16 protein-coding genes and 2 pseudogenes are annotated in these 18,154 nt (G+C 36.6%); 11 read left to right on the forward strand and 7 right to left on the reverse strand.

Features of this window, described 5'->3' with window-relative positions; genetic code table 11:
- Nucleotides 1–214: 214 nt before the first annotated feature.
- Entirely contained in the window at nucleotides 215–406 is a 192-nt protein-coding gene (locus tag QNH48_RS17115; protein WP_283951256.1) for a hypothetical protein, read from the reverse strand.
- 156 nt (nucleotides 407–562) lie between these two features.
- On the opposite strand from QNH48_RS17115, the gene QNH48_RS17120 reads away from it, so the two are divergent.
- From QNH48_RS17120 to QNH48_RS17145, 6 genes are all read left to right on the forward strand, one after another.
- Nucleotides 563–1,018, forward strand: a complete 456-nt coding sequence (locus QNH48_RS17120; protein WP_283951257.1) for a MarR family winged helix-turn-helix transcriptional regulator — start codon at nucleotides 563–565, stop codon at nucleotides 1,016–1,018.
- A 258-nt stretch (nucleotides 1,019–1,276) separates the two neighbouring features.
- Complete coding sequence (locus QNH48_RS17125; RefSeq protein WP_283951258.1) at nucleotides 1,277–1,813, forward strand: NAD(P)H-dependent oxidoreductase; 537 nt, start codon at nucleotides 1,277–1,279, stop codon at nucleotides 1,811–1,813.
- An 89-nt stretch (nucleotides 1,814–1,902) separates the two neighbouring features.
- Nucleotides 1,903–2,427: an NAD(P)H-dependent oxidoreductase gene (locus tag QNH48_RS17130; RefSeq protein WP_283951259.1), complete on the forward strand. Its 525-nt coding sequence runs from the start codon at nucleotides 1,903–1,905 to the stop codon at nucleotides 2,425–2,427.
- Between the two features lie 15 nt (nucleotides 2,428–2,442).
- The gene (locus QNH48_RS17135; protein ID WP_283951260.1) at nucleotides 2,443–3,465 is read left to right on the forward strand and encodes an aldo/keto reductase; all 1,023 of its coding nucleotides are present in this window, start codon (nucleotides 2,443–2,445) and stop codon (nucleotides 3,463–3,465) included.
- A 217-nt stretch (nucleotides 3,466–3,682) separates the two neighbouring features.
- On the forward strand, nucleotides 3,683–4,393 hold the full coding sequence (locus QNH48_RS17140) for an SDR family NAD(P)-dependent oxidoreductase (protein ID WP_283951261.1): 711 nt from the start codon (nucleotides 3,683–3,685) through the stop codon (nucleotides 4,391–4,393).
- Nucleotides 4,394–4,412: 19 nt separating this feature from the next.
- A complete protein-coding gene (locus tag QNH48_RS17145; RefSeq protein ID WP_283955803.1) occupies nucleotides 4,413–4,775 on the forward strand; it encodes a MerR family transcriptional regulator in 363 nt (120 codons plus the stop codon).
- A 277-nt stretch (nucleotides 4,776–5,052) separates the two neighbouring features.
- Here the strand turns inward: QNH48_RS17145 and QNH48_RS17150 are convergent, their stop codons facing one another.
- Complete coding sequence (locus tag QNH48_RS17150; RefSeq protein ID WP_283951262.1) at nucleotides 5,053–5,964, reverse strand: LysR family transcriptional regulator; 912 nt, start codon at nucleotides 5,962–5,964, stop codon at nucleotides 5,053–5,055.
- A 147-nt stretch (nucleotides 5,965–6,111) separates the two neighbouring features.
- Here QNH48_RS17150 and QNH48_RS17155 point away from each other — a divergent pair.
- A pseudogene (locus tag QNH48_RS17155) lies at nucleotides 6,112–7,386 on the forward strand (MFS transporter).
- Nucleotides 7,387–8,489: 1,103 nt separating this feature from the next.
- Here the strand turns inward: QNH48_RS17155 and QNH48_RS17160 are convergent.
- Nucleotides 8,490–8,801 (reverse strand): annotated as a pseudogene (locus tag QNH48_RS17160) (alpha-helical endospore appendage domain-containing protein); the annotation flags it as partial.
- 620 nt (nucleotides 8,802–9,421) lie between these two features.
- Between QNH48_RS17160 and QNH48_RS17165 the strand changes: the two are divergent.
- Nucleotides 9,422–9,784, forward strand: a complete 363-nt coding sequence (locus QNH48_RS17165; protein ID WP_283951263.1) for a hypothetical protein — start codon at nucleotides 9,422–9,424, stop codon at nucleotides 9,782–9,784.
- Between the two features lie 195 nt (nucleotides 9,785–9,979).
- On the opposite strand, the gene ltrA is transcribed toward QNH48_RS17165, so the two are convergent.
- Nucleotides 9,980–11,308, reverse strand: a complete 1,329-nt coding sequence (gene ltrA / locus QNH48_RS17170; protein ID WP_283951264.1) for a group II intron reverse transcriptase/maturase — start codon at nucleotides 11,306–11,308, stop codon at nucleotides 9,980–9,982.
- Nucleotides 11,309–12,136: 828 nt separating this feature from the next.
- Between ltrA and QNH48_RS17175 the strand changes: the two genes are divergently transcribed.
- From QNH48_RS17175 to QNH48_RS17185, 3 genes are all read left to right on the forward strand, one after another.
- Nucleotides 12,137–13,375 (forward strand): IS110 family RNA-guided transposase, encoded by a 1,239-nt coding sequence (locus tag QNH48_RS17175; RefSeq protein WP_283951265.1) that lies wholly within the window; start codon nucleotides 12,137–12,139, stop codon nucleotides 13,373–13,375.
- A gap of 224 nt (nucleotides 13,376–13,599) precedes the next feature.
- A complete protein-coding gene (locus QNH48_RS30580) occupies nucleotides 13,600–13,716 on the forward strand; it encodes a YjcZ family sporulation protein (RefSeq protein WP_481858502.1) in 117 nt (38 codons plus the stop codon).
- 43 nt (nucleotides 13,717–13,759) lie between these two features.
- Nucleotides 13,760–13,855 (forward strand): YjcZ family sporulation protein, encoded by a 96-nt coding sequence (locus QNH48_RS17185; protein ID WP_283951266.1) that lies wholly within the window; start codon nucleotides 13,760–13,762, stop codon nucleotides 13,853–13,855.
- 527 nt (nucleotides 13,856–14,382) lie between these two features.
- Here the strand turns inward: QNH48_RS17185 and QNH48_RS17190 are convergent.
- From QNH48_RS17190 to QNH48_RS17200, 3 genes are all read right to left on the reverse strand, one after another.
- A complete protein-coding gene (locus QNH48_RS17190; RefSeq protein ID WP_283951267.1) occupies nucleotides 14,383–15,039 on the reverse strand; it encodes a potassium channel family protein in 657 nt (218 codons plus the stop codon).
- A gap of 40 nt (nucleotides 15,040–15,079) precedes the next feature.
- Nucleotides 15,080–16,429, reverse strand: coding sequence for a TrkH family potassium uptake protein (locus tag QNH48_RS17195; RefSeq protein WP_481858503.1), 1,350 nt, complete (start codon nucleotides 16,427–16,429; stop codon nucleotides 15,080–15,082).
- Nucleotides 16,430–16,539: 110 nt separating this feature from the next.
- A complete protein-coding gene (locus tag QNH48_RS17200) occupies nucleotides 16,540–18,117 on the reverse strand; it encodes a cation:proton antiporter (protein WP_283951269.1) in 1,578 nt (525 codons plus the stop codon).
- Between the last annotated feature and the right edge of the window lie 37 nt (nucleotides 18,118–18,154).

Below are 18,154 nucleotides of genomic sequence, written 5' to 3' on the forward strand. Positions count from 1 at the left end.
CAGGACTGTCATACTTTGTGAAAACGATCACTTTCATACTCCCTTTTCTCCAATTCGCTAGTAGATTAAACTCTTAATAAATCCCCGATTAAAGACTGAACTCGGGGATTTTAAAAGTATATAGATACAGTTTAAAATATGACTTATTTCTGTGTAAAAAACTAGGTCTCAATGACAGACTACTCGATCTCCTATTTTCCACTGGTGACCCCCTTCACCAATCTCTGCCACTATAACTGCTACGTCTAAACTCGGAAATATGAGGATAAGTCCAATTGGGATTGCCACCAATAGCTGTTTTATAATCAACAGGATTTAACCCCATCGCATATACCTCAACTAATATCTCCCCTGGACCGGGACTTGGTGTTTCAACTTCTCTACCTTCATGTCTTTCCTTTGACATTTTTCACGCAATAGCAATGCTTTCATTTATTTCATACTTTTCATGTAATCTTACTAAGTTTTAGAACAAAGTTTATAATATATACTAATCTGATGGAAACAAGAAAATATGATTTATTTGACCTTGGAATAATTTCGTGTTAATTTGTATATGCAAATGAAAAAAAGGATTGATTACATGAATGAAGAAGAACAGGTATTAATACATTGTCTTTACTTTACAGCTAGTCGCTTTGCTCGAAATATAACAAAATTAACCGAAAAGACATTTGATTTTGGTGACCTTGCTCCATCGTATCTTTACATGATTATGATTGTGAAATTCCATCCAGAAATCACACAGAAGGAACTATGCCACAAGTTATCTATTGCTCCTTCCACAAGTACGAGGTTTATTGATAAACTTGAAAAATTAAAACTGGTTACCAGAAAAATGGATGGAAAACAAACACTGATTTCTTTAACGGAGGAAGGAGAAAAGGTGTACCTCCAGTTTCGGGTTTCTTTAAAAGAATTGTTTAACAGCTATTCCGAAATCTTGGGACGCGAGTTCAGTAAAGATTTAAGTAAAACTCTTCATGAAGCGAGTAATAAGTTAGAAAGAGAAATGTAATTTTTTTTACCCATTCATTTGTATATACAAATATTTAGGAAGCTTACTTATTCAGAAAAAATATTGCTAATTGTCGGTGCTGGACCAGGGATTAGTTTAAATACAGCAAAGAAATTCGAAAATTAAACTGAAACAGAAACTATTTTTGAAGAAAAGTAAAATTTTTTATTATTACATTTGTATGTACAAATGTAATAAATTCTCCGAATAAAACAATAAGTAAAACCAAATCAGAATTAGTCAAAAGGAGCATTACTAATGAAAACTCTTGTAATTATCACCCACCCTAATTTAGGCCAATCTCGAATAAACCGCACTTGGATGCAGGAATTGAAAAAACACGAAGAAATTACGATTCATACTCTTTATCAAGCGTATCCAGATGGGAAAATAAATGTAGCTCACGAACAAAGTCTATTAGAATCACATGACCGTATTATTCTCCAATTTCCATTCTACTGGTACAGCACCCCTTCTTTGTTAAAACAATGGCAGGATGAAGTGCTCTCCTACGGATGGGCTTATGGCGAAGGCGGCGACAAGCTTCACGGTAAAGAACTAGGTCTTGCGATTTCAACCTTTGGGCCAGAAGATTCCTATCAGCCTACTGGCTATAATCATTTTACCATGGAGACCTTAACAACTCCTTTACAGCAAACAAGCAACCTCATTGGTACCCGTTTTATGCCGTTATTTGTGCTGAATGGTGTAATGCATGTACCAGATCAACAACTTATAGAAAATGCAAAAGCTTATGTAAATCACGTTCTTCAGCCATCCTTGATTAAAGCTTAATTAAGATATTTAATTAAAGGTATTTCTTCCACTGTAATACCTATTAACGATTATTGTTTACGTGTACAAACATATGAAAGGTGATCAAGATGAAAACATTAGTAATTGTAGCCCATCCAAACTTGGAAAAATCGAAGGTAAATAGAACTTGGTTGAACCGTCTTCAACAAGAAGAAAATGTTACGGTCCATAATCTCCATGCACATTACCCAACATTTGAGATTGATGTGAAAAAAGAACAGCAGCTTCTATTGGAGCATGATCGTATCGTTTTTCAATTCCCATTCTACTGGTACAGTTCACCCGCATTGTTAAAACAATGGCAGGATTTGGTTCTTACTTACGGTTGGGCTTATGGGTCAGAAGGAACAAAATTACGCGGCAAAGAGTTTATGTTAGTAATTTCAACAGGCGGACCTGAAGAAGCATATCAAGCTGGCGGATACAATCACTTCAGCATAAGCGAGTTAACCAAACCATTTCAGGCAACAGCCAACTTGACGGGCATGCGGTTCTTGCCCACTTTTACGAAACAGGGAGTGCGCTTCTTAACGAACGAACAAGTACTCGAAAGTGCTGAAGATCTGGTATGTCATCTGAAAAATAACTATTAGAAAAGAGGTCTTGTAATGAATTATAAATTGTTAGGAAGAAGCGGCTTACGAGTATCTGAATTAGCTTTAGGTACTATGACGTTTGGGGAAGACTGGGGATTTGGTGCTTCTAAGGACGAAAGCAAAAAAATCTTCAATGCTTTTGTTGAAGCTGGTGGGAACTTTATTGATACGGCTGTCAATTATACGAATGGAACAAGTGAAAAATATGTTGGGGAATTTATTCATGAAAAGCGTGAACAGTTTGTCGTTGCGACTAAATATACACTGAACACTCGTCCACACGATCCAAATGGCGGCGGAAACCATCGAAAAAATCTCGTTCAATCTGTTGAAAAGAGCTTAAAACAGCTTCAGACCGATTATATTGATTTACTTTGGCTTCATGCTTGGGATTTCATGACACCGGTCGAAGAAGTGATGCGTGCACTTGACGATTTAGTTCGTTCCGGAAAAATTCTTTATGTAGGAGTCTCGGATACACCTGCTTGGATTGTTTCACAAGCTAATATGCTGTCCACACTCCGCGGTTGGACTCCGTTTATCGGTTTGCAAGTGGAGTACAATTTGTTGCAGCGGACTCCAGAAAGAGATTTATTACCAATGGCACGCGCTTTAGATATTGGAGTTACTGCATGGGCACCAATGGCTGGCGGTGCACTAACGGGAAAATACAGTAATCCTTCATCTGAAAAAGGGAGATTATCACCTCAAAGTGCACGCTTAAATGAACGCAACCGGGCGATTGCTGCAGTTGTGGAAGAAATCGCAAAAGAAATAGGAGTTTCCCCTGCCCAAGTTGCACTAAACTGGGTCCGTCAACAAGCTGGTACCGTCATTCCGCTAATTGGTGCAAAACGAGAAGAACAAATGAAAGACAATCTTGGAAGTTTGGCTTTCCGGCTTTCAGAAACGCATCTTACCCAATTAAATGAAGCTAGCAACATTGAAATGGGATTCCCACATGATTTTCTTGCATCTGAATCTGTGTTAAATGCCATCCATGGAAAAACGTTTGAAAAGATTGAAAATAAATAATACTGGTTTGCTGCAAAGAAACAGAAACTACTGAAGCTGCAAATGACCAGGATTCTGCCAGGAAATTATGGGATATCAGTATGATCTTAATCAAGCCTGGAATCCTCTTTTAAGGGCACCAAATTTTTTGTAAAAAATCACCTTGACCTCAACTAAGGTTTAGGTTGTATCTTTTTAATTGTATCTAATCAAAATAAAATATTGGAGGAAATAAAATATGACAAAATTCGCTTTTGTAACTGGTGCTAATAAAGGTATTGGCTATGAGATTGTCCGTCAATTAGCAGAAAAAAATTATCACGTATTTTTAGGAGCCCGAAATGAAAAACTCGGACAAAAAGCTGTACAATCTTTAGGCTTATCGAATGTTTCATTTGTTCAAGTTGATCTTTCAGACACTCAATCAATTCAAAACTCAAAAAATAAAATCCTTGAAGTTACGGATCACTTAGATTTGTTAATAAATAACGCTGGTATTGCACTCGATTTCGGTATATTGCCTAGTGAATTAAAAATAGAAATCCTGCGTCAAGAATTTGATGTTAACTTCTTTGGTACATTTCAAATGATCCAAACCTTATTACCACTAGTAAAAAAATCTCAGGATGGGAAAATTGTAAACGTCACTACCGATATGGCTTCGCAAACGATGTTTGACAATGGTGATGCTGGACAACTAAATATATTAGGCTATAATTCATCAAAAACCGCTGCAAATTCTTTAACATTAGCCTTTGGTAAAGAATTTGGTATGAACGGTCCTGAGATTTTTGGAGTTACTCCTGGTTTTACCACTACCGACCTTAATGGCAATGCCCCAGGGGGCAAAACACCTGCGGAAGGTGCACAAATCATTGTTAAATACGCCTTAAGCGAAACAAATTATAATGGAAAAATCCTTAATAATAATGGGATTATTCCATGGTAAACACCATATTGGAAATCCTATGAATTATACGATCGGACAAGTTGCAAAAATCAATCATTTATCCATTTCGCAATTACGCTACTATGATAATCAAGGACTGTTCCCCTTTCTCAAAAGAACTGAAAAAGGGGACAGAGTTTTTGACGAAGATGCACTTAAATTTCTGGAAATTATCCTATGTTTAAAAAATACCGGAATGCCAATAAAGGACATTAAAGGGTTTGTAAATTGGTCAATGGATGGGACTGATACTCTTCCTCAACGACTAGAAATGATGAAACAACAAGAAATCAATGTTCTACAACAAATTCGTGATACCGAAAAAAATTTAATAAAAATTCAACAAAAAATTGCTAGACTTGAACGTGAGTTGAAAAAATAATAGAAAAAAGACCAACGTCACACATTTGGTCTTTTTGCAATATTTTGTAGATTTATATAAAAATATCCTAGGCTCCCAAGGGGCTTCGTGTCGTCCGTCAATTAATGCTTACTTGAGGAATTATTTCAAATGATTCTGTCAAAGAACTTAACACCTTAGTAAAATTTTTTATTCCACTTTTAATAGTTTGAAACATTAATAAAAGAAGAGAGTTTTTGCACCATCTAATTGAACTCCCTCCGTTTGATACGAATATTTAAATCTACACAATCTCAACTCAACAAGTAGTCTCCTCACATGACCAGTCTCTTGCATGTTTCAAAGTAATATCGATAAACATTGATAATGCAGGGGAAATCCACTTGTTTTTGTGATAAGCGACTTGGGAAAAAATCTGATTAAAACCACCAACGCAGGGAATAATTTTTAACCTTCCTGCCTTGATTTCATCATTTACTGTCATTAAAGGTAAATAAGCAATACCAAGCCCACTCATTACACACCGTTTCATCGCTTCTATACTCCAAAGTTCCATTGTGTGGGAAGGTATGATTCCCCGTTCACCAAGGTATTCTTCAAACATCGTTCGGTAACTGCATTCTTTCTCATTCATGATCAAACACTGATTTATCTTTTGATTTTCGTAGCCATTATCTAAAATATTCAGAGGACAGTCAGGGCTGCCAACAAGGACAATAGGTTCGTCTAACAACGAATGGACGATTAAATCTGAATCCTGCAACTGTGGCAACATGACAAATGCAATATCTGCACTACCATTAAGAATTAATCTCTTGTTATCTCCGCAGGTGGCGTTACTTAAGCTGATGCGTACATGAGGAAATTTCTTTCTATATTCTCTTAATATTGGTTCTAGGCGGTAAACCGTTAGAGATTCCGGAGCCGCAATCTTTAACTCCCCTCTCATATCGTCTCCATCACTGGTAATGCTTTCGATTTTCCCATAGGTATCTAAAATCTCTTTAGTATAGGGCAACAACTTCTTGCCAATATCAGTCAATCTTACCTTTCGACCCATCCGATCAAACAGAGGTCCACCTAAATGTTCTTCAAGTGCCTGAATATGAGAAGTCACCGTGGATTGAGTGTAGCCTAAATGTTCTGCTGCTTGTGTGAAGCTACCCGTTTCAATGACCTTATTGAACGTAACAAAATGGCGTATTTCCATTATTTCACCTACTTATATTTTACTCTTACTTTTATACTATCAAAAAAATCAATGGATAACTTCATAAACTTCAATTTTACTAATAATTAGTTGCAAGTTATTATTAAGAAAAAAACATTATATGAGGACAACGGAGGCACTTGAGTTTTGAAACGTATACACTATAGCTGGGTTATACTTACCATAACATTTTTATCCATTATTGTTGCCGGAATTGTCATGTCGTCATAAGGGGTTTTCATAGACCCCTTAGAAAACGAATTTGGCTGGGATCGATCGATTATTGCACTTGCTTTTGCCATTAGTCTTTTTTTATATGGTATATCAGGACCGTTCATGGCAGCATTATTAGAAGTGATTGGACTAAAAAAAATGATGATCGTTTCAATGATAACTTTGCTGACAGGTATCATTCTCACTTTATTTATGAACCAGTCATGGCAGTTGATCATTATTTGGGGCGTTATAATTGGACTGGGAGCAAGTCTTTTTTTAACGGTAGTAAGTCCATATGTGGCGAATCATTGGTTTGAGAAAAGAAGAGGTCTTGCAGTAGGAATATTAACGGCAAGTACAGCGACAGGTCAGTTAATTCTACTTCCTGTCTTAGCGGCTCTAATCGATAATTATTCGTGGCGCTGGGCAATTGGGTTATTTTTGATCCTTAGTTCCATTATGGTTATCATAATCCTTTTATTTATGAAAAACACACCAAAGGATGCTGGTATTCTTCCATATGGACTTGAAAAGGAAATACCAGAGAGGAATAAAGTAGAAAAGAAAAATCCTATTGTTTTAGCCTTCAATGGCTTATTAGAAGCTGTAAAAGTGAAAGAATTTTGGTTATTAGCTGGTAGTTTCTTTATTTGTGGGCTTTCAACGAGCGGTTTAATTGGTACCCATTTTGTTTCTTACTGTATAAGTTTTGGCATCCCTTTAGTGGCAGCAGCTTCGTTTCTTTCGTTTATGGGAATTTTTAATCTAGTAGGAACAACCCTTTCCGGCTGGCTGTCAGATCGTTTCGATAATCGATGGCTATTATTTTGGTACTACGGTTTAAGAGGGGCTTCTCTTCTACTCCTTCCTTATGCATTAAATGAAGGTTCCACAACTATGCTAGTTATCTTTACAGTCTTTTATGGATTAGATTGGATTGCAACAGTTCCCCCTACTATTAGTATCTCAAGACAAATCTTCGGGACGACTAAAAGTGGTATCATTTACGGTTGGATTTTCGCATCTCATCAGGTAGGTGCTGCAGTAGCTGCATATGGCGGGGGTCTAATCTATAAATTTTTCAACACTTATACTTGGGCCTTCTTCTTGGCAGGCGTTTTCTGTTTAGTTGCAAGCTTATTTGTCATTATTATTAAAAAACAACATTCAAGTCAATTATCTAAAGAAGGAATAATGAATATATAGCAATTCGTAGAAAAAAAGTGGTATTTATTTTTCTCTTAAAGCACTAGATACCTTATCTGACAAAGTGTTTATTGATTCTGGCAATCAACCTATATTCAATAGAATATATATTTTAGTTATAACTTGAAGTTCTAAAGCCAAATTTCTAGGTGCTGCAATAAGAAATTTGGCTTTTTTATTTGAATTCATTTAAATGACGGACAGCTGTCCCATTTGGCTTAAAAAATGAATAATTATTTTTTCCCCATTTTTAGTTTGAAACATTATTAATAGAGAGGTCTTTGCACCATCTTTTTGTACTAACCTGCGCGTTGATTACAGCAATAAGATCGTACCACTATTGAGGCAATTTTTAGTGTAAAATGAAAAAATGAGACGGATATGATCCGCCTCATTTTTTTACGTGCGCGCGATTAAGTTTGTCCATATTTTATAAATGGCGGCGTTTTCCACAGCCGCAACCACCTTGTTTTATGATTTGAATTGATTTTTTACAATTGGCTGAGAATCTGATGATCTTATAGGGTTGGCGTTTTGTTGGTTGGCTTCATTTTGCTCATTGTTGCCTTGTTCATTCATAGTTTGTCCCCCACTTTAAAAAAAGACAGCATTTTGCAGTCTTTTCCAGTCAATTAAATGCTTTCCCTGATTGAACGTGATCAACAAGTTCCAAAGGAAAAACTTGCTACTGGTACTGGAATTAGGGTTGGTGTTTCCAGTAAAGGTATTCCTCCGCTGGTTAAGGTTACAGAAACTGTACCATTATTATTAATTCTAATAGTAAAATCAACCATTTCCGCGGTTAGACCAATGAGTACATTTGCAGTACCCCTAATGGTCACTCCTGTAGCGTCACACGCAATACTTGTGATGTCTGCTGTAGAAATATTAAGAACGACTGGTGTAATTTGAGTGCCAGAGGTAATAAATGTTAAAGTGAAAAATGAACCGTTTGCTGAACAGTTAGGACAAATGCTGAAATCTAGCAAACCTGTAGCAGAGAGGAATGCACCTCCCAACACAATTTCCATAGGTCCCCATGAAATGGGACCACCTAAAATAGCAGCATTACACCCACATGCTGGACCTTCACCTCCTGAAGAAGTAGAACCGATTAAATCCAGCACATTTTCAAATTTGAATTCCAAGAGCATTTCCTTCTTGATCACGTCACGAAGAGTACTTCGAACACTAGTATTCACATCAAGAAGATCCCCTAATGAAACCTCAGCAGGAGTAAACGTAACTTCTGTTTCTAATGTGCCTAGAACAAATTGAAGCTTTTCTGCCTCAGCGTTCATGATATGGGCAAGAGCAAATTCTTCCAAAGCAATGGAAGCTAAAAGTAGAGGAATCGTCTGCTCAGTAGTGACAGAAATCAATGGAGTAATGTTCGGAATAATTGGGAATGACATTATTATTCACCTCCTTGGTGATATATGGTAAAAAATAATAGGGAATAAAAGCTTGTACAAACCTTTATTCCCTATTATTTATATTCAAGTAAAATTTAAGAGATTGTGTATTCGTCTGTTTTTTCGCATAAACTAGAAAAAAGTCTTTCTCCCATGCGGTTAATAGTTTGGTCTTACCCAAATACCCCTAATATTACTACCCCTATATAATTTTATACTACTATTTTCTTTTGGTGGTGCATTCCCTTAAGTAAATGATAGCTGAAATATTCATATATTCGTAAGAAACTAAAAACAAAAGTAAAAGTCAACGGACAAGCTTCCTACATCTTCCTATCCCATCGCCCGGGGCTTCCTCCCCTTATATTTAAATATTTCTAAGGAATCATTCGGCTCCCGTAAAGGATACTATTTTACAGCTTATGTTATTTTAGGTCTAATTTGCAATTTCCGCTTTTCATAATAAAGTTCCTGTCAATAGAATCAGAAGGAACCTCCTTTTGATTCTATTGACAGGAGAAATAAGTTTATAGATTGGGACATGTACCGTTACTTCTTTTGCATAACTTAAATATACTATTTCGAAAGTGAATCTATATTATAAAGGAGGTGAATGACGAATGGATAGAATCCCTTTCACCTTTTCTGCTCTAAACCCTTGTAATGGAGAATTTGTCGATTTTGAGGGTACATTAAGCTCCTTTGTTAAATCACATATTACCCCATCTGGAACTGTTCACAATAACATTCATTTTTATTTACATGGAAAGAGTGTGAACAACGATTATGTTTTAAATGATATAAGGATTAACGTAGCGAACGCAAACAAGCAATCCGAAATTTCATCGAACTTCTCCATGAATATCATTTCAAAGGGACCTGCACCAAATTTTACGATACATGCAGTTCTCCATACGACGTTTAACGCCAATGGAGAGGTTACAGCAGAAGTCGCAGTATTGAAAACAGAATGTAGGGGATAAGATTGAATAAAACTTTGTATTTTATGTTCAGGCGTAAAAGATTACGCCTGATTTTTATTATTAAATTATAATGACATTTTTTTATTAAGCTAGTCGAGTAGAAAGGAACCTCTCTACCTTACGGTAGATTGTGTTCCTCCCCCTCACAGAACCGTGCTTGCGCTATTAACGCACACGGCTCCTCCAAATTATCATTCACAGAATATAGCTAATTTCTTTTCTTAAATCATAAATATTCACTTTGATTCTTGGTGAAGGTAGTGGATATTTATTAAGAAAGAGCCTGAATTTGTCCCAAGTAAAGGATTTCCTTTGGCTTCTTCTGTTTAGCCATTTGTATAGTAAGCATTCGATTTTCTCTTTAAAGTTGTTAACAGTTTGGGTATTATCTGTGATGCAATAATAGTTGTAGTAACCTATTAGTGAGCGTTTAAATCTATCCATAATCATATGAATATCTTTATTCCTATTATTCTTCAGCCATTCTTTAGTTCCTTTTAGTTTGCCTTGGACTTTCTTCCTGCTCGTTTTCCGCTTTACTCGGAATTTCCCGTGCTTACTTATCCCACAATAGTGAGTAAATCCAAGGAAGTCGAAGGTACCCGGTTTGCCAATTCCGTCACGTTTTGCATTCTTCTCCGCAAACCGTCCGAAGGGAATTATTTTAGTTTTATCCTCGGCTATTTCTAGGTTAAATTTCTTTAATCTCGCTTTTAATGAATGAAAGAATTGCTCGGCTTCACTTTTATTCTGAAAACAACAAACAAAATCATCTGCGTATCTTACTATATACGCCTGGCCTTTACATTGTTTCTTAACCACTTTTTCAAACCATAGATCAAGAACGTAATGGAGATAGACATTGGCTAATATCGGAGATATCACTCCACCTTGCGGTGTACCATTGTCTGTCTTGTATTTCTTACCTTCCTCCATGTATCCACCTTTAAGAAACCTGCTGATTAGTCTCAGTAGGTTAGTGTCAGTGATTCGGAGTTTCAAGAATTCCATCATCCATTTGTGGTCAACGTTATCAAAGAAGCCTTTAATATCTACATCTACTACATAGCTTATTGCTCTCTTCTCAATATAATGATTCAGTATTTTCAGTGCATCGTGGCAGTTTCTATTTGGACGGAACCCAAATGAGCAGTCTAGAAAGTCATTTTCATAGATGGCATTTAGTATTTTCGTAATGCCTTTTTGAACAATTTTATCTTCTTGTTCCGGTATTCCCAATGGTCTCATCTTGTTTGAGTTGAGCTTTGGGATATACATTCGTCTTACTGGAACAGGACGATAACTTTTGCTTTTGAGCCTACTTACTAAGTCCTCTATGTTTTCTTCTAAACTTTCATCGTATTGCTCTTTAGTAGTACCGTTAATCCCAGTTGCCTTCTTATTGGGTAGTTCAAGATGGCATTGAATTAATGCTTCCTTATCTAAAAGATGTGCAAGAGATGTAAATTTCATTTTAGGATTAGATTTTGCTAATTCTGCTATCCTTAGTAGTTTTGTTTCCATTTATTTATACCTACCTCTGTGTGTAGTAAATGTGTCCCTAGTAAGGGTGATAACTGGTAGCTAGCCTTTCCTCCATCGGCATTACCCAACTTCATTGGTACTACGCTGCTATCCGACTCCCTACACGGCATTTGGTTTCCTCGCTTTTTATCACTTGTAGACCATACTCTTCTATTAAAATAAGAAAAGACCGGTAGGGTCTCCCGAGTTGCCGTATCATATCAATGTGTAACGTGCCAAGGTCTCTGACCCCAGAGAGGTTTTACCCTTCTTGCCATTAACGAAAGATAAAATGTAGCTTTCTGAACGCAGGTATGTCATCAGCCCTCTCGATTTTCTAACATTATGGAGCTCAATCCCTTCAACCCTTGGGCTTTCGGCCCGCCACCTAACTGTCTACGCTTAAAGACTAAAGTTACCTTTAGTCCTTCAAGACTCGCTACGAGCGAATGGCTAGTTCTTACTCGACGGGAATCCCACCCGCTATATGATACGACCTATGCTCGGCCGCACACCTGCCAGTTACTTCAATAAGAAAAGCCGCAAAAATGGCAGCCCGATCTTCCGCAAAAGCACCCGTTCGTAATATAAGGTTAGCCAGATTTTTCTGGTTGACCTTTTTTCATATGGTCTTATGATTACGGTAGTCGGGGTAGAACGTCGCACCCGTGGGATTCAATCCCGTTAGCTAAACTGTTCACCCCCTACTTGTATAAACATGTTTCAGGCTGGTTGGGACATAGATCCCGTTTAACAAGCGAACCTATGACATTACAAGAAGCCTTAGGGGATACCGACTAATATTGCATTTCAGGGAGGAGATAAAGTATGAATCCAGTCATTGGTCTGGATGTATCAAAAGGGGAAAGTCAGGTACAAGCTTTTTTAGATAAAGGTAAGCCATACCGTAAGAGCTTTAGTATTAATCATGATCTTGAGGGTTTGGGGAATTTATTAGATTTCCTTCAAGAAGTTGAGAAATCAGCAGGTGGTCATCAACCTTCGGTCGTTTTAGAATCCACTGGGCACTATCATATTCCCGTTATTCAGTTTTTAGAGGAACAAAAATATGTTTATATTATCGTCAATCCTCTTATCTCACACAGAGCCAAGAGCTCAAGCCTAAGAAAGGTAAAAACAGATGCAATCGATGCTTATCACCTTTGTGAATTGTATTATAAAGAAGAATTAGAGCCTTACAAGAAGCGTGGAGTTCAACTCTTAAACCTTCGTAATCTAACAAGACAACAAGAGAGTATTGCAGAAATATCAGCGAAAACAAAGTTACAGCTTCATTCTTTAATCGATCAGGTATTTCCAGAGTATCGAGGTGTATTTGGAAGCCTATATTCGAAAGTATCATTGCTTACTTTACTAGAGTTCCCTACTTCTAAGGCTGTATTAAGTGTGAGTGAAAAAGAGTTAACGGATACAATAGCTTCATTATGCATGAGTCGTTCGGAGTCATGGGCAAAGGAAAAAGCACAGAAGTTAAGAGAAGCAGCCCTTCGTGATCCTTTTCAAAACAATCTCTATGATAGTCATATTTTCAACCTTGAAATTTTGGTTAAGATTGTTCTTCAATACCAAGAGCATCTATCCAATATTGCGGATGAAATAGATGCCCTCGCTAGCGAAATTGAAGAATATGAAATCCTTCAATCTATCCCTGGAATCGGAGAAAAAATCGCTGCAACGATTATTTCTGAAATCGGAGAGATAGATCGGTTTAATGGTGCCAAGAGGTTGGTTGCATTCGCTGGAATAGATCCTAGTGTGTACTCTTCAGGAAAGTTTACTGCATCGGTAAACCGAATAACCAAACGTGGCTCGTGTAGGCTTCGCCACGCCTTGTATATGGCTGTTCAAAGTGGTATTCGGGATTCCCGTAAAAAGAAAACGACTGATGAGATTATTCCACGCAATAGAAGACTACGAGAGTTTTACGATAAGAAACGAGAAGAAGGAAAACCCTTTAGAGTAGCGATCATTGCCTGTACAAATAAGCTCTTACATTGGATTTACGCCTTATTAAAAAGCAGATCTACTTTCCAAGATATAGCTTAAAATCTATATCTAACTAAATACAACAAAACCTTCCAAAAAGAGCATAACGGAAGGTTATTTGGCATGAATATTTTTAGTATAACATGAGGTTATTAAACTTTTAATTGAAAAATGTTGACAAACTATTAGCTGGTTTAGCTCAATAACAAAAAAGGAATTGCAGTCACAATCCCTTTTCTTAAAAACTCCTTATTACCTCGAAATAACCTATCTTAATCGTTCTTCTGCCATTTTTCTTCATTCGGCTTTTTTATGGCTATGGTGGCTATGGCGGCAGTAGCTTTGTATTAATCATTGTATTGTTCATTCTGTTGATTATCGTACTTTCCAGTTGGTGTTAATGTTCAAACCGCCTTTTTTAAGTAAATGATGGAGGTGATATACATGGGTGAAGAAAGAGGATTAGGATTTGGATTTGCTTTAATTATTGTATTGTTTATTCTTCTTATCATTGTAGGAGCTTCTTTTATGGGTTACTAAATTGTACGGAACAAAGGGCAGGTTAAATTCATCTGTCCCGTTGTCATATAGACTTCCGAAATGATAGGAGGATGAATTAGATTCCATTTTTTGGATTTGACCGAAGAGATCGGTTTTTTCGTGACGACTTTAGAAGAAGACGGTTTTTCCCCTTTGATATCGATATCGAAATAGAGAGAAGGAGAAGGAGACGGTTTTTCCCTATTGAAATTGAAATCGAAATCGAGAGAAGAAGACGGTTTGAAATCGAGAGAAGAAGAAGACGCAGATTCTAATTAAGCATAAGCAAATGATTTAAACAGTTTTTCTAGGAGCCTACTGGTAAGAACGTGCTGCCATCAAAGGCAGCTATTCTTATTGAGCTAAGAAGCTAGTGGAAGAAGGCTATTGTAGGACCTAATGGGGTCCTTTTTGTTTTGAGTAAGTATCAAAATTAATACCTTATTCAACTATACTGACCGTTAGTACAACAAGAAAAGCTGCCAAAATGACAGCTTCGATTTTTCGGTATAGAACTCTCTTGTAAATTAATTTATATTTACAAAATCGTTTAAATCTTCTCGATGTCCAATCAATACTAGCTTATCACCATTTTGAATAATCTGGTCAGGAGAAGGAGATATAATTAAATTTTCATTACTCAAGATCGCAATTGCATTGACATTATATTTAGCTCGTAAATCAAGCTCCCGTAAACTTTTTCCCTTCATACTTGGGGGAATAATGATTTCCTCAATATTGTATTCTCTTGAAAGTTCTATATAGTTCAACACATTTGGTGAGAGAAGCTGATGTGCAACACGCTCTCCCATGTCTCTTTCAGGATGTATTACCCAATCTGCTCCAACTTTTGTTAATACTTGTCCATGGCGTTTATTGAGAGCTTTTGCAATAACCTGTTTTACTCCCATTTCTTTTAAAAGCAAGACAGTTAAGATACTAGCTTGCATATCATTACCTATTGCCACGATTACATAATCAAAATTACGAATCCCAACTGATTTAAGTGATTCCTCTTCTGTAGAATCAAGTACAACTGCGTGAGTGACCAATGATTTCCCATCTTCTACACGTTCATTGTCTATATCAATTCCCATTACTTCCTGCCCAGCTTCAGATAACTTCGACGCAATACTTGTTCCAAATCTCCCTAACCCGATTACAGCATAACTTTTTTTGGCCATCGTTCATCATTCACCCCGAAAGAATCAATTTTTAAAATCTCTAGCCGATTAAAATTTTTTCTTCTGCATATCTAACCTTTGCATCTTTCCGAGTATTTAAGAGTGCAAAAGCCATGGTTAACGGTCCGAGCCTTCCAATAAACATCATGATGGTTATTAAGATTCTTCCAAAAGGTGACAGGTCAGGTGTGAAATTTGCAGACAAACCTACTGTTCCAAAGGCAGAAATTGTTTCAAATAAAAGTTTGCTCATATCTGCGTTCTCGGTAAAGGTTAATAAAAAGAAGATGAGGAAGATAAAAAACATTCCAGCTACCACTATCGATAACGATTTATTTACCAATTCCCAAGAAATTCTGCGTTTAAAAATATTCACATCGTTCCGATTCGTTACTACTGTCCAAAAAGCTAAAATAATTATGGCAAAGGTCGTTACTTTGATACCACCACCAGTAGACCCTGAAGATGCACCAATAAACATCAGTGCCATCATGAAAACAAGGGAAGAAAGGTTCATGGCTCCAATATCAATCGTATTAAAACCAGCAGTCCGTGTTACAACACCTTGAAAGTATGAGGCCCACAACTTATCACCCAAGGACAAACTTCCAAAAGTTGCTGGATTATTATACTCCGATAAAAAAATAATTAAAGGTCCTACAATGATAAGAATTAGTGACATAAGCAGTGCAACTTTAGAATGAAGGGATAATTTACGAATGGATCTTTTATGAAAAAGGTCGAGAATTACAGTAAAACCAATACCCCCAGTGATGAAAAGAAGGGTAATCATTATATTAACAGTCGGATCACCTACCCATTTACTCATATTGTCAGGCTCAAGACCAAACCCAGCATTATTAAAGGCTGAAATAGAGTGGAATATACCATAGTAAATTGCTTTCCTCAATGGCATTTCAAATGACCAACGAATGGCTAAAGTAGTAGCACCAATTAGTTCCACAATAAAAGTAATAAGGATTATACGTTTAACTAGGTTGACTACTCCTGATAGTGAAAATACATTTAATGAATCTTGCAGTAATAAACGTTCCTTTAGTCCAATTTTTTTTCCTAAGATAATAAACATAAATATACCTGTGGTCATAAATCCCCAACCACCAATTTGAATCAAACAGAGAAGAACAATTTCACCAAATAATGTAAAGGTTGTCCCCGTATCAACCACTGCCAAACCTGTAACACAGACAGCAGAAGTTGCTTCAAACAATGCATCAATAAAGCTAAGTCCACGTCCCTTTTCATATGTAGCAATTGGCAGCATGAAAAGAAGGGTGCCCAATAGTATTAGAGTACCGAAACCTAATACTAGTATTTGGGCAGGGTGCAAACTAACTAAATTCCCTTTTCTTTTAAACAATTCCACAATATTGACTCCCTTAACTATTCATAGTAAATGCCGACATTTGTGCCAAATTAGCACTTCACCAAGTAACACACTAACATACTATTTATTTTCACACCTTGAATTTTTAATGCTTAGTGTAACTCTTCTAATTTTACTAATTTGTCTGTAATTTGGTTGTGTTCTTGCTCAGCAACTTCACTAGTAATAATATCTTCTTTAATCAATTTTTCAATTGCTTCGTGTTGTGCATACAATGCATGTTTTTGTAGGATGGATTGTTGGTTTTCTTTTAGACTGGGATACTTCACAAAAAGTTTCTCTATTTTGATCTGTAATGCTGATAGTTCTTGTTCGTATTGTTTAATGATCTCTTCTGAAACTGTTTCTGTAATGAACAATTTTTTTCTTACTGTGTGGATTTCCGTTATGGCCGATTCGAATCGATGTCCCCGTGCAATAAGTTCTTCATACTCCTTAAAACCTTCTTCTTTCTTATTAACCCCTAAGAAAGATAAAAGCGATTTTATTGAAAGTCCTTGGAATATTAATGAGAATAATACCACACTAAACGCTATAATTAAGATTTCCTCCCGTCCTGTAAAATCACGAGGGAGACTTAAAACAAGAGCAATGGATAATGAGCCCTTTAGACCTCCCCAATTGATAATGTGCTTCCAGCTGGTTGGAAAATTCTTGATGAATAATAGACTTGCATATACGGAAATGCTTCTTGCAATAAGTACAATTAAAATGGCAGGAAAAATGTATCCCCATTTGTCTGCTAAGTTGATCCTGGTTATTTCCAACCCTACCATTAGAAAAACAATTGAATTGGCTAGGAGTGCAGTAACTTCCCAAAAATTATTAATATTTAACTTCGTCGTCGGGCTCATTCCAATTTTCGCCCCATAATTTCCAAAAATGAGGGCAGCCACAACAACAGCAATGACACCTGAGGCATGAACCGCTTCAGCCAGTAAGAACGAACCGTAAAAAAGAATGATACTAAAGATAATTTCCAACGGGTAATCATCATAATAACTGGTTAATTTTGAGAAACCATAGCCAAGTGCACCGCCTATGATGAGTCCAAGTGAGATTACCCTAATAAATTCCCATAATCCATAGCCCGCACCAACAACACCAAGTTCAAGATATGTTAATAAATAAAAGGCGGAAATTTTAAAAAGGACTACCGCAAGTCCATCATTAAATAAACTTTCTCCTTCAATAACAGTTGCCAGCCTTTTGTTTACCCCGACACTTTTAAAAATTGATATAACGCTTACAGGATCAGTGGCACTCATTAAAGCAGCAAAAACAAATGCTGAAGGAATCGAAAAACCTAAAACCCATATCGTAGAAAAACCGACAATCAGAAAGGATAAAAGAGTTGCTCCAAAAGCTAGTGCTAGAATGGGCTCTTTATTTTCTTTTAAATGGGAATAAGGCAATTTCAAAGCCGCTTCACCTAATAAAGCAGGCAAGAACAGTGTAATGATGACAAAGTTGAAAACTTCACCTTCTGTAATAAAATCCTTTAAAGGATCTAATATTGGAATGTTTATAAGACCAACAATAGCCCCAACAATAACTAATGCAATAGGGTAAGGTTGCTTGAGTTTTTTTGCAATAGCGGTAATCCCAGCTGCAATCATAACTAAAATAAGACCAAGTTTAAAAATATGGTGTAAATCTAGGTCATGCACTTTTTATAACAACCTCCTTTTAAGTTCCTAGTATTCC

Source organism: Neobacillus sp. YX16 (assembly GCF_030123505.1).
Taxonomy (GTDB): Bacteria; Bacillota; Bacilli; order Bacillales; family Cytobacillaceae; genus Neobacillus.

Excerpts from the sequence above, each read along its gene's own strand:
- QNH48_RS17115 (WP_283951256.1), bottom strand. The coding sequence starts at position 406 with ATGTCAAAGGAAAGACATGAAGGTAGAGAAGTTGAAACACCAAGTCCC.
- QNH48_RS17120 (WP_283951257.1), top strand. The coding sequence starts at position 563 with ATGAAAAAAAGGATTGATTACATGAATGAAGAAGAACAGGTATTAATA.
- QNH48_RS17125 (WP_283951258.1), top strand. The coding sequence starts at position 1,277 with ATGAAAACTCTTGTAATTATCACCCACCCTAATTTAGGCCAATCTCGA.
- QNH48_RS17130 (WP_283951259.1), top strand. The coding sequence starts at position 1,903 with ATGAAAACATTAGTAATTGTAGCCCATCCAAACTTGGAAAAATCGAAG.
- QNH48_RS17135 (WP_283951260.1), top strand. The coding sequence starts at position 2,443 with ATGAATTATAAATTGTTAGGAAGAAGCGGCTTACGAGTATCTGAATTA.
- QNH48_RS17140 (WP_283951261.1), top strand. The coding sequence starts at position 3,683 with ATGACAAAATTCGCTTTTGTAACTGGTGCTAATAAAGGTATTGGCTAT.
- QNH48_RS17145 (WP_283955803.1), top strand. The coding sequence starts at position 4,413 with ATGAATTATACGATCGGACAAGTTGCAAAAATCAATCATTTATCCATT.
- QNH48_RS17150 (WP_283951262.1), bottom strand. The coding sequence starts at position 5,964 with ATGGAAATACGCCATTTTGTTACGTTCAATAAGGTCATTGAAACGGGT.
- QNH48_RS17165 (WP_283951263.1), top strand. The coding sequence starts at position 9,422 with ATGGATAGAATCCCTTTCACCTTTTCTGCTCTAAACCCTTGTAATGGA.
- ltrA (WP_283951264.1), bottom strand. The coding sequence starts at position 11,308 with ATGGAAACAAAACTACTAAGGATAGCAGAATTAGCAAAATCTAATCCT.
- QNH48_RS17175 (WP_283951265.1), top strand. The coding sequence starts at position 12,137 with ATGAATCCAGTCATTGGTCTGGATGTATCAAAAGGGGAAAGTCAGGTA.
- QNH48_RS17185 (WP_283951266.1), top strand. The coding sequence starts at position 13,760 with ATGGGTGAAGAAAGAGGATTAGGATTTGGATTTGCTTTAATTATTGTA.
- QNH48_RS17190 (WP_283951267.1), bottom strand. The coding sequence starts at position 15,039 with ATGGCCAAAAAAAGTTATGCTGTAATCGGGTTAGGGAGATTTGGAACA.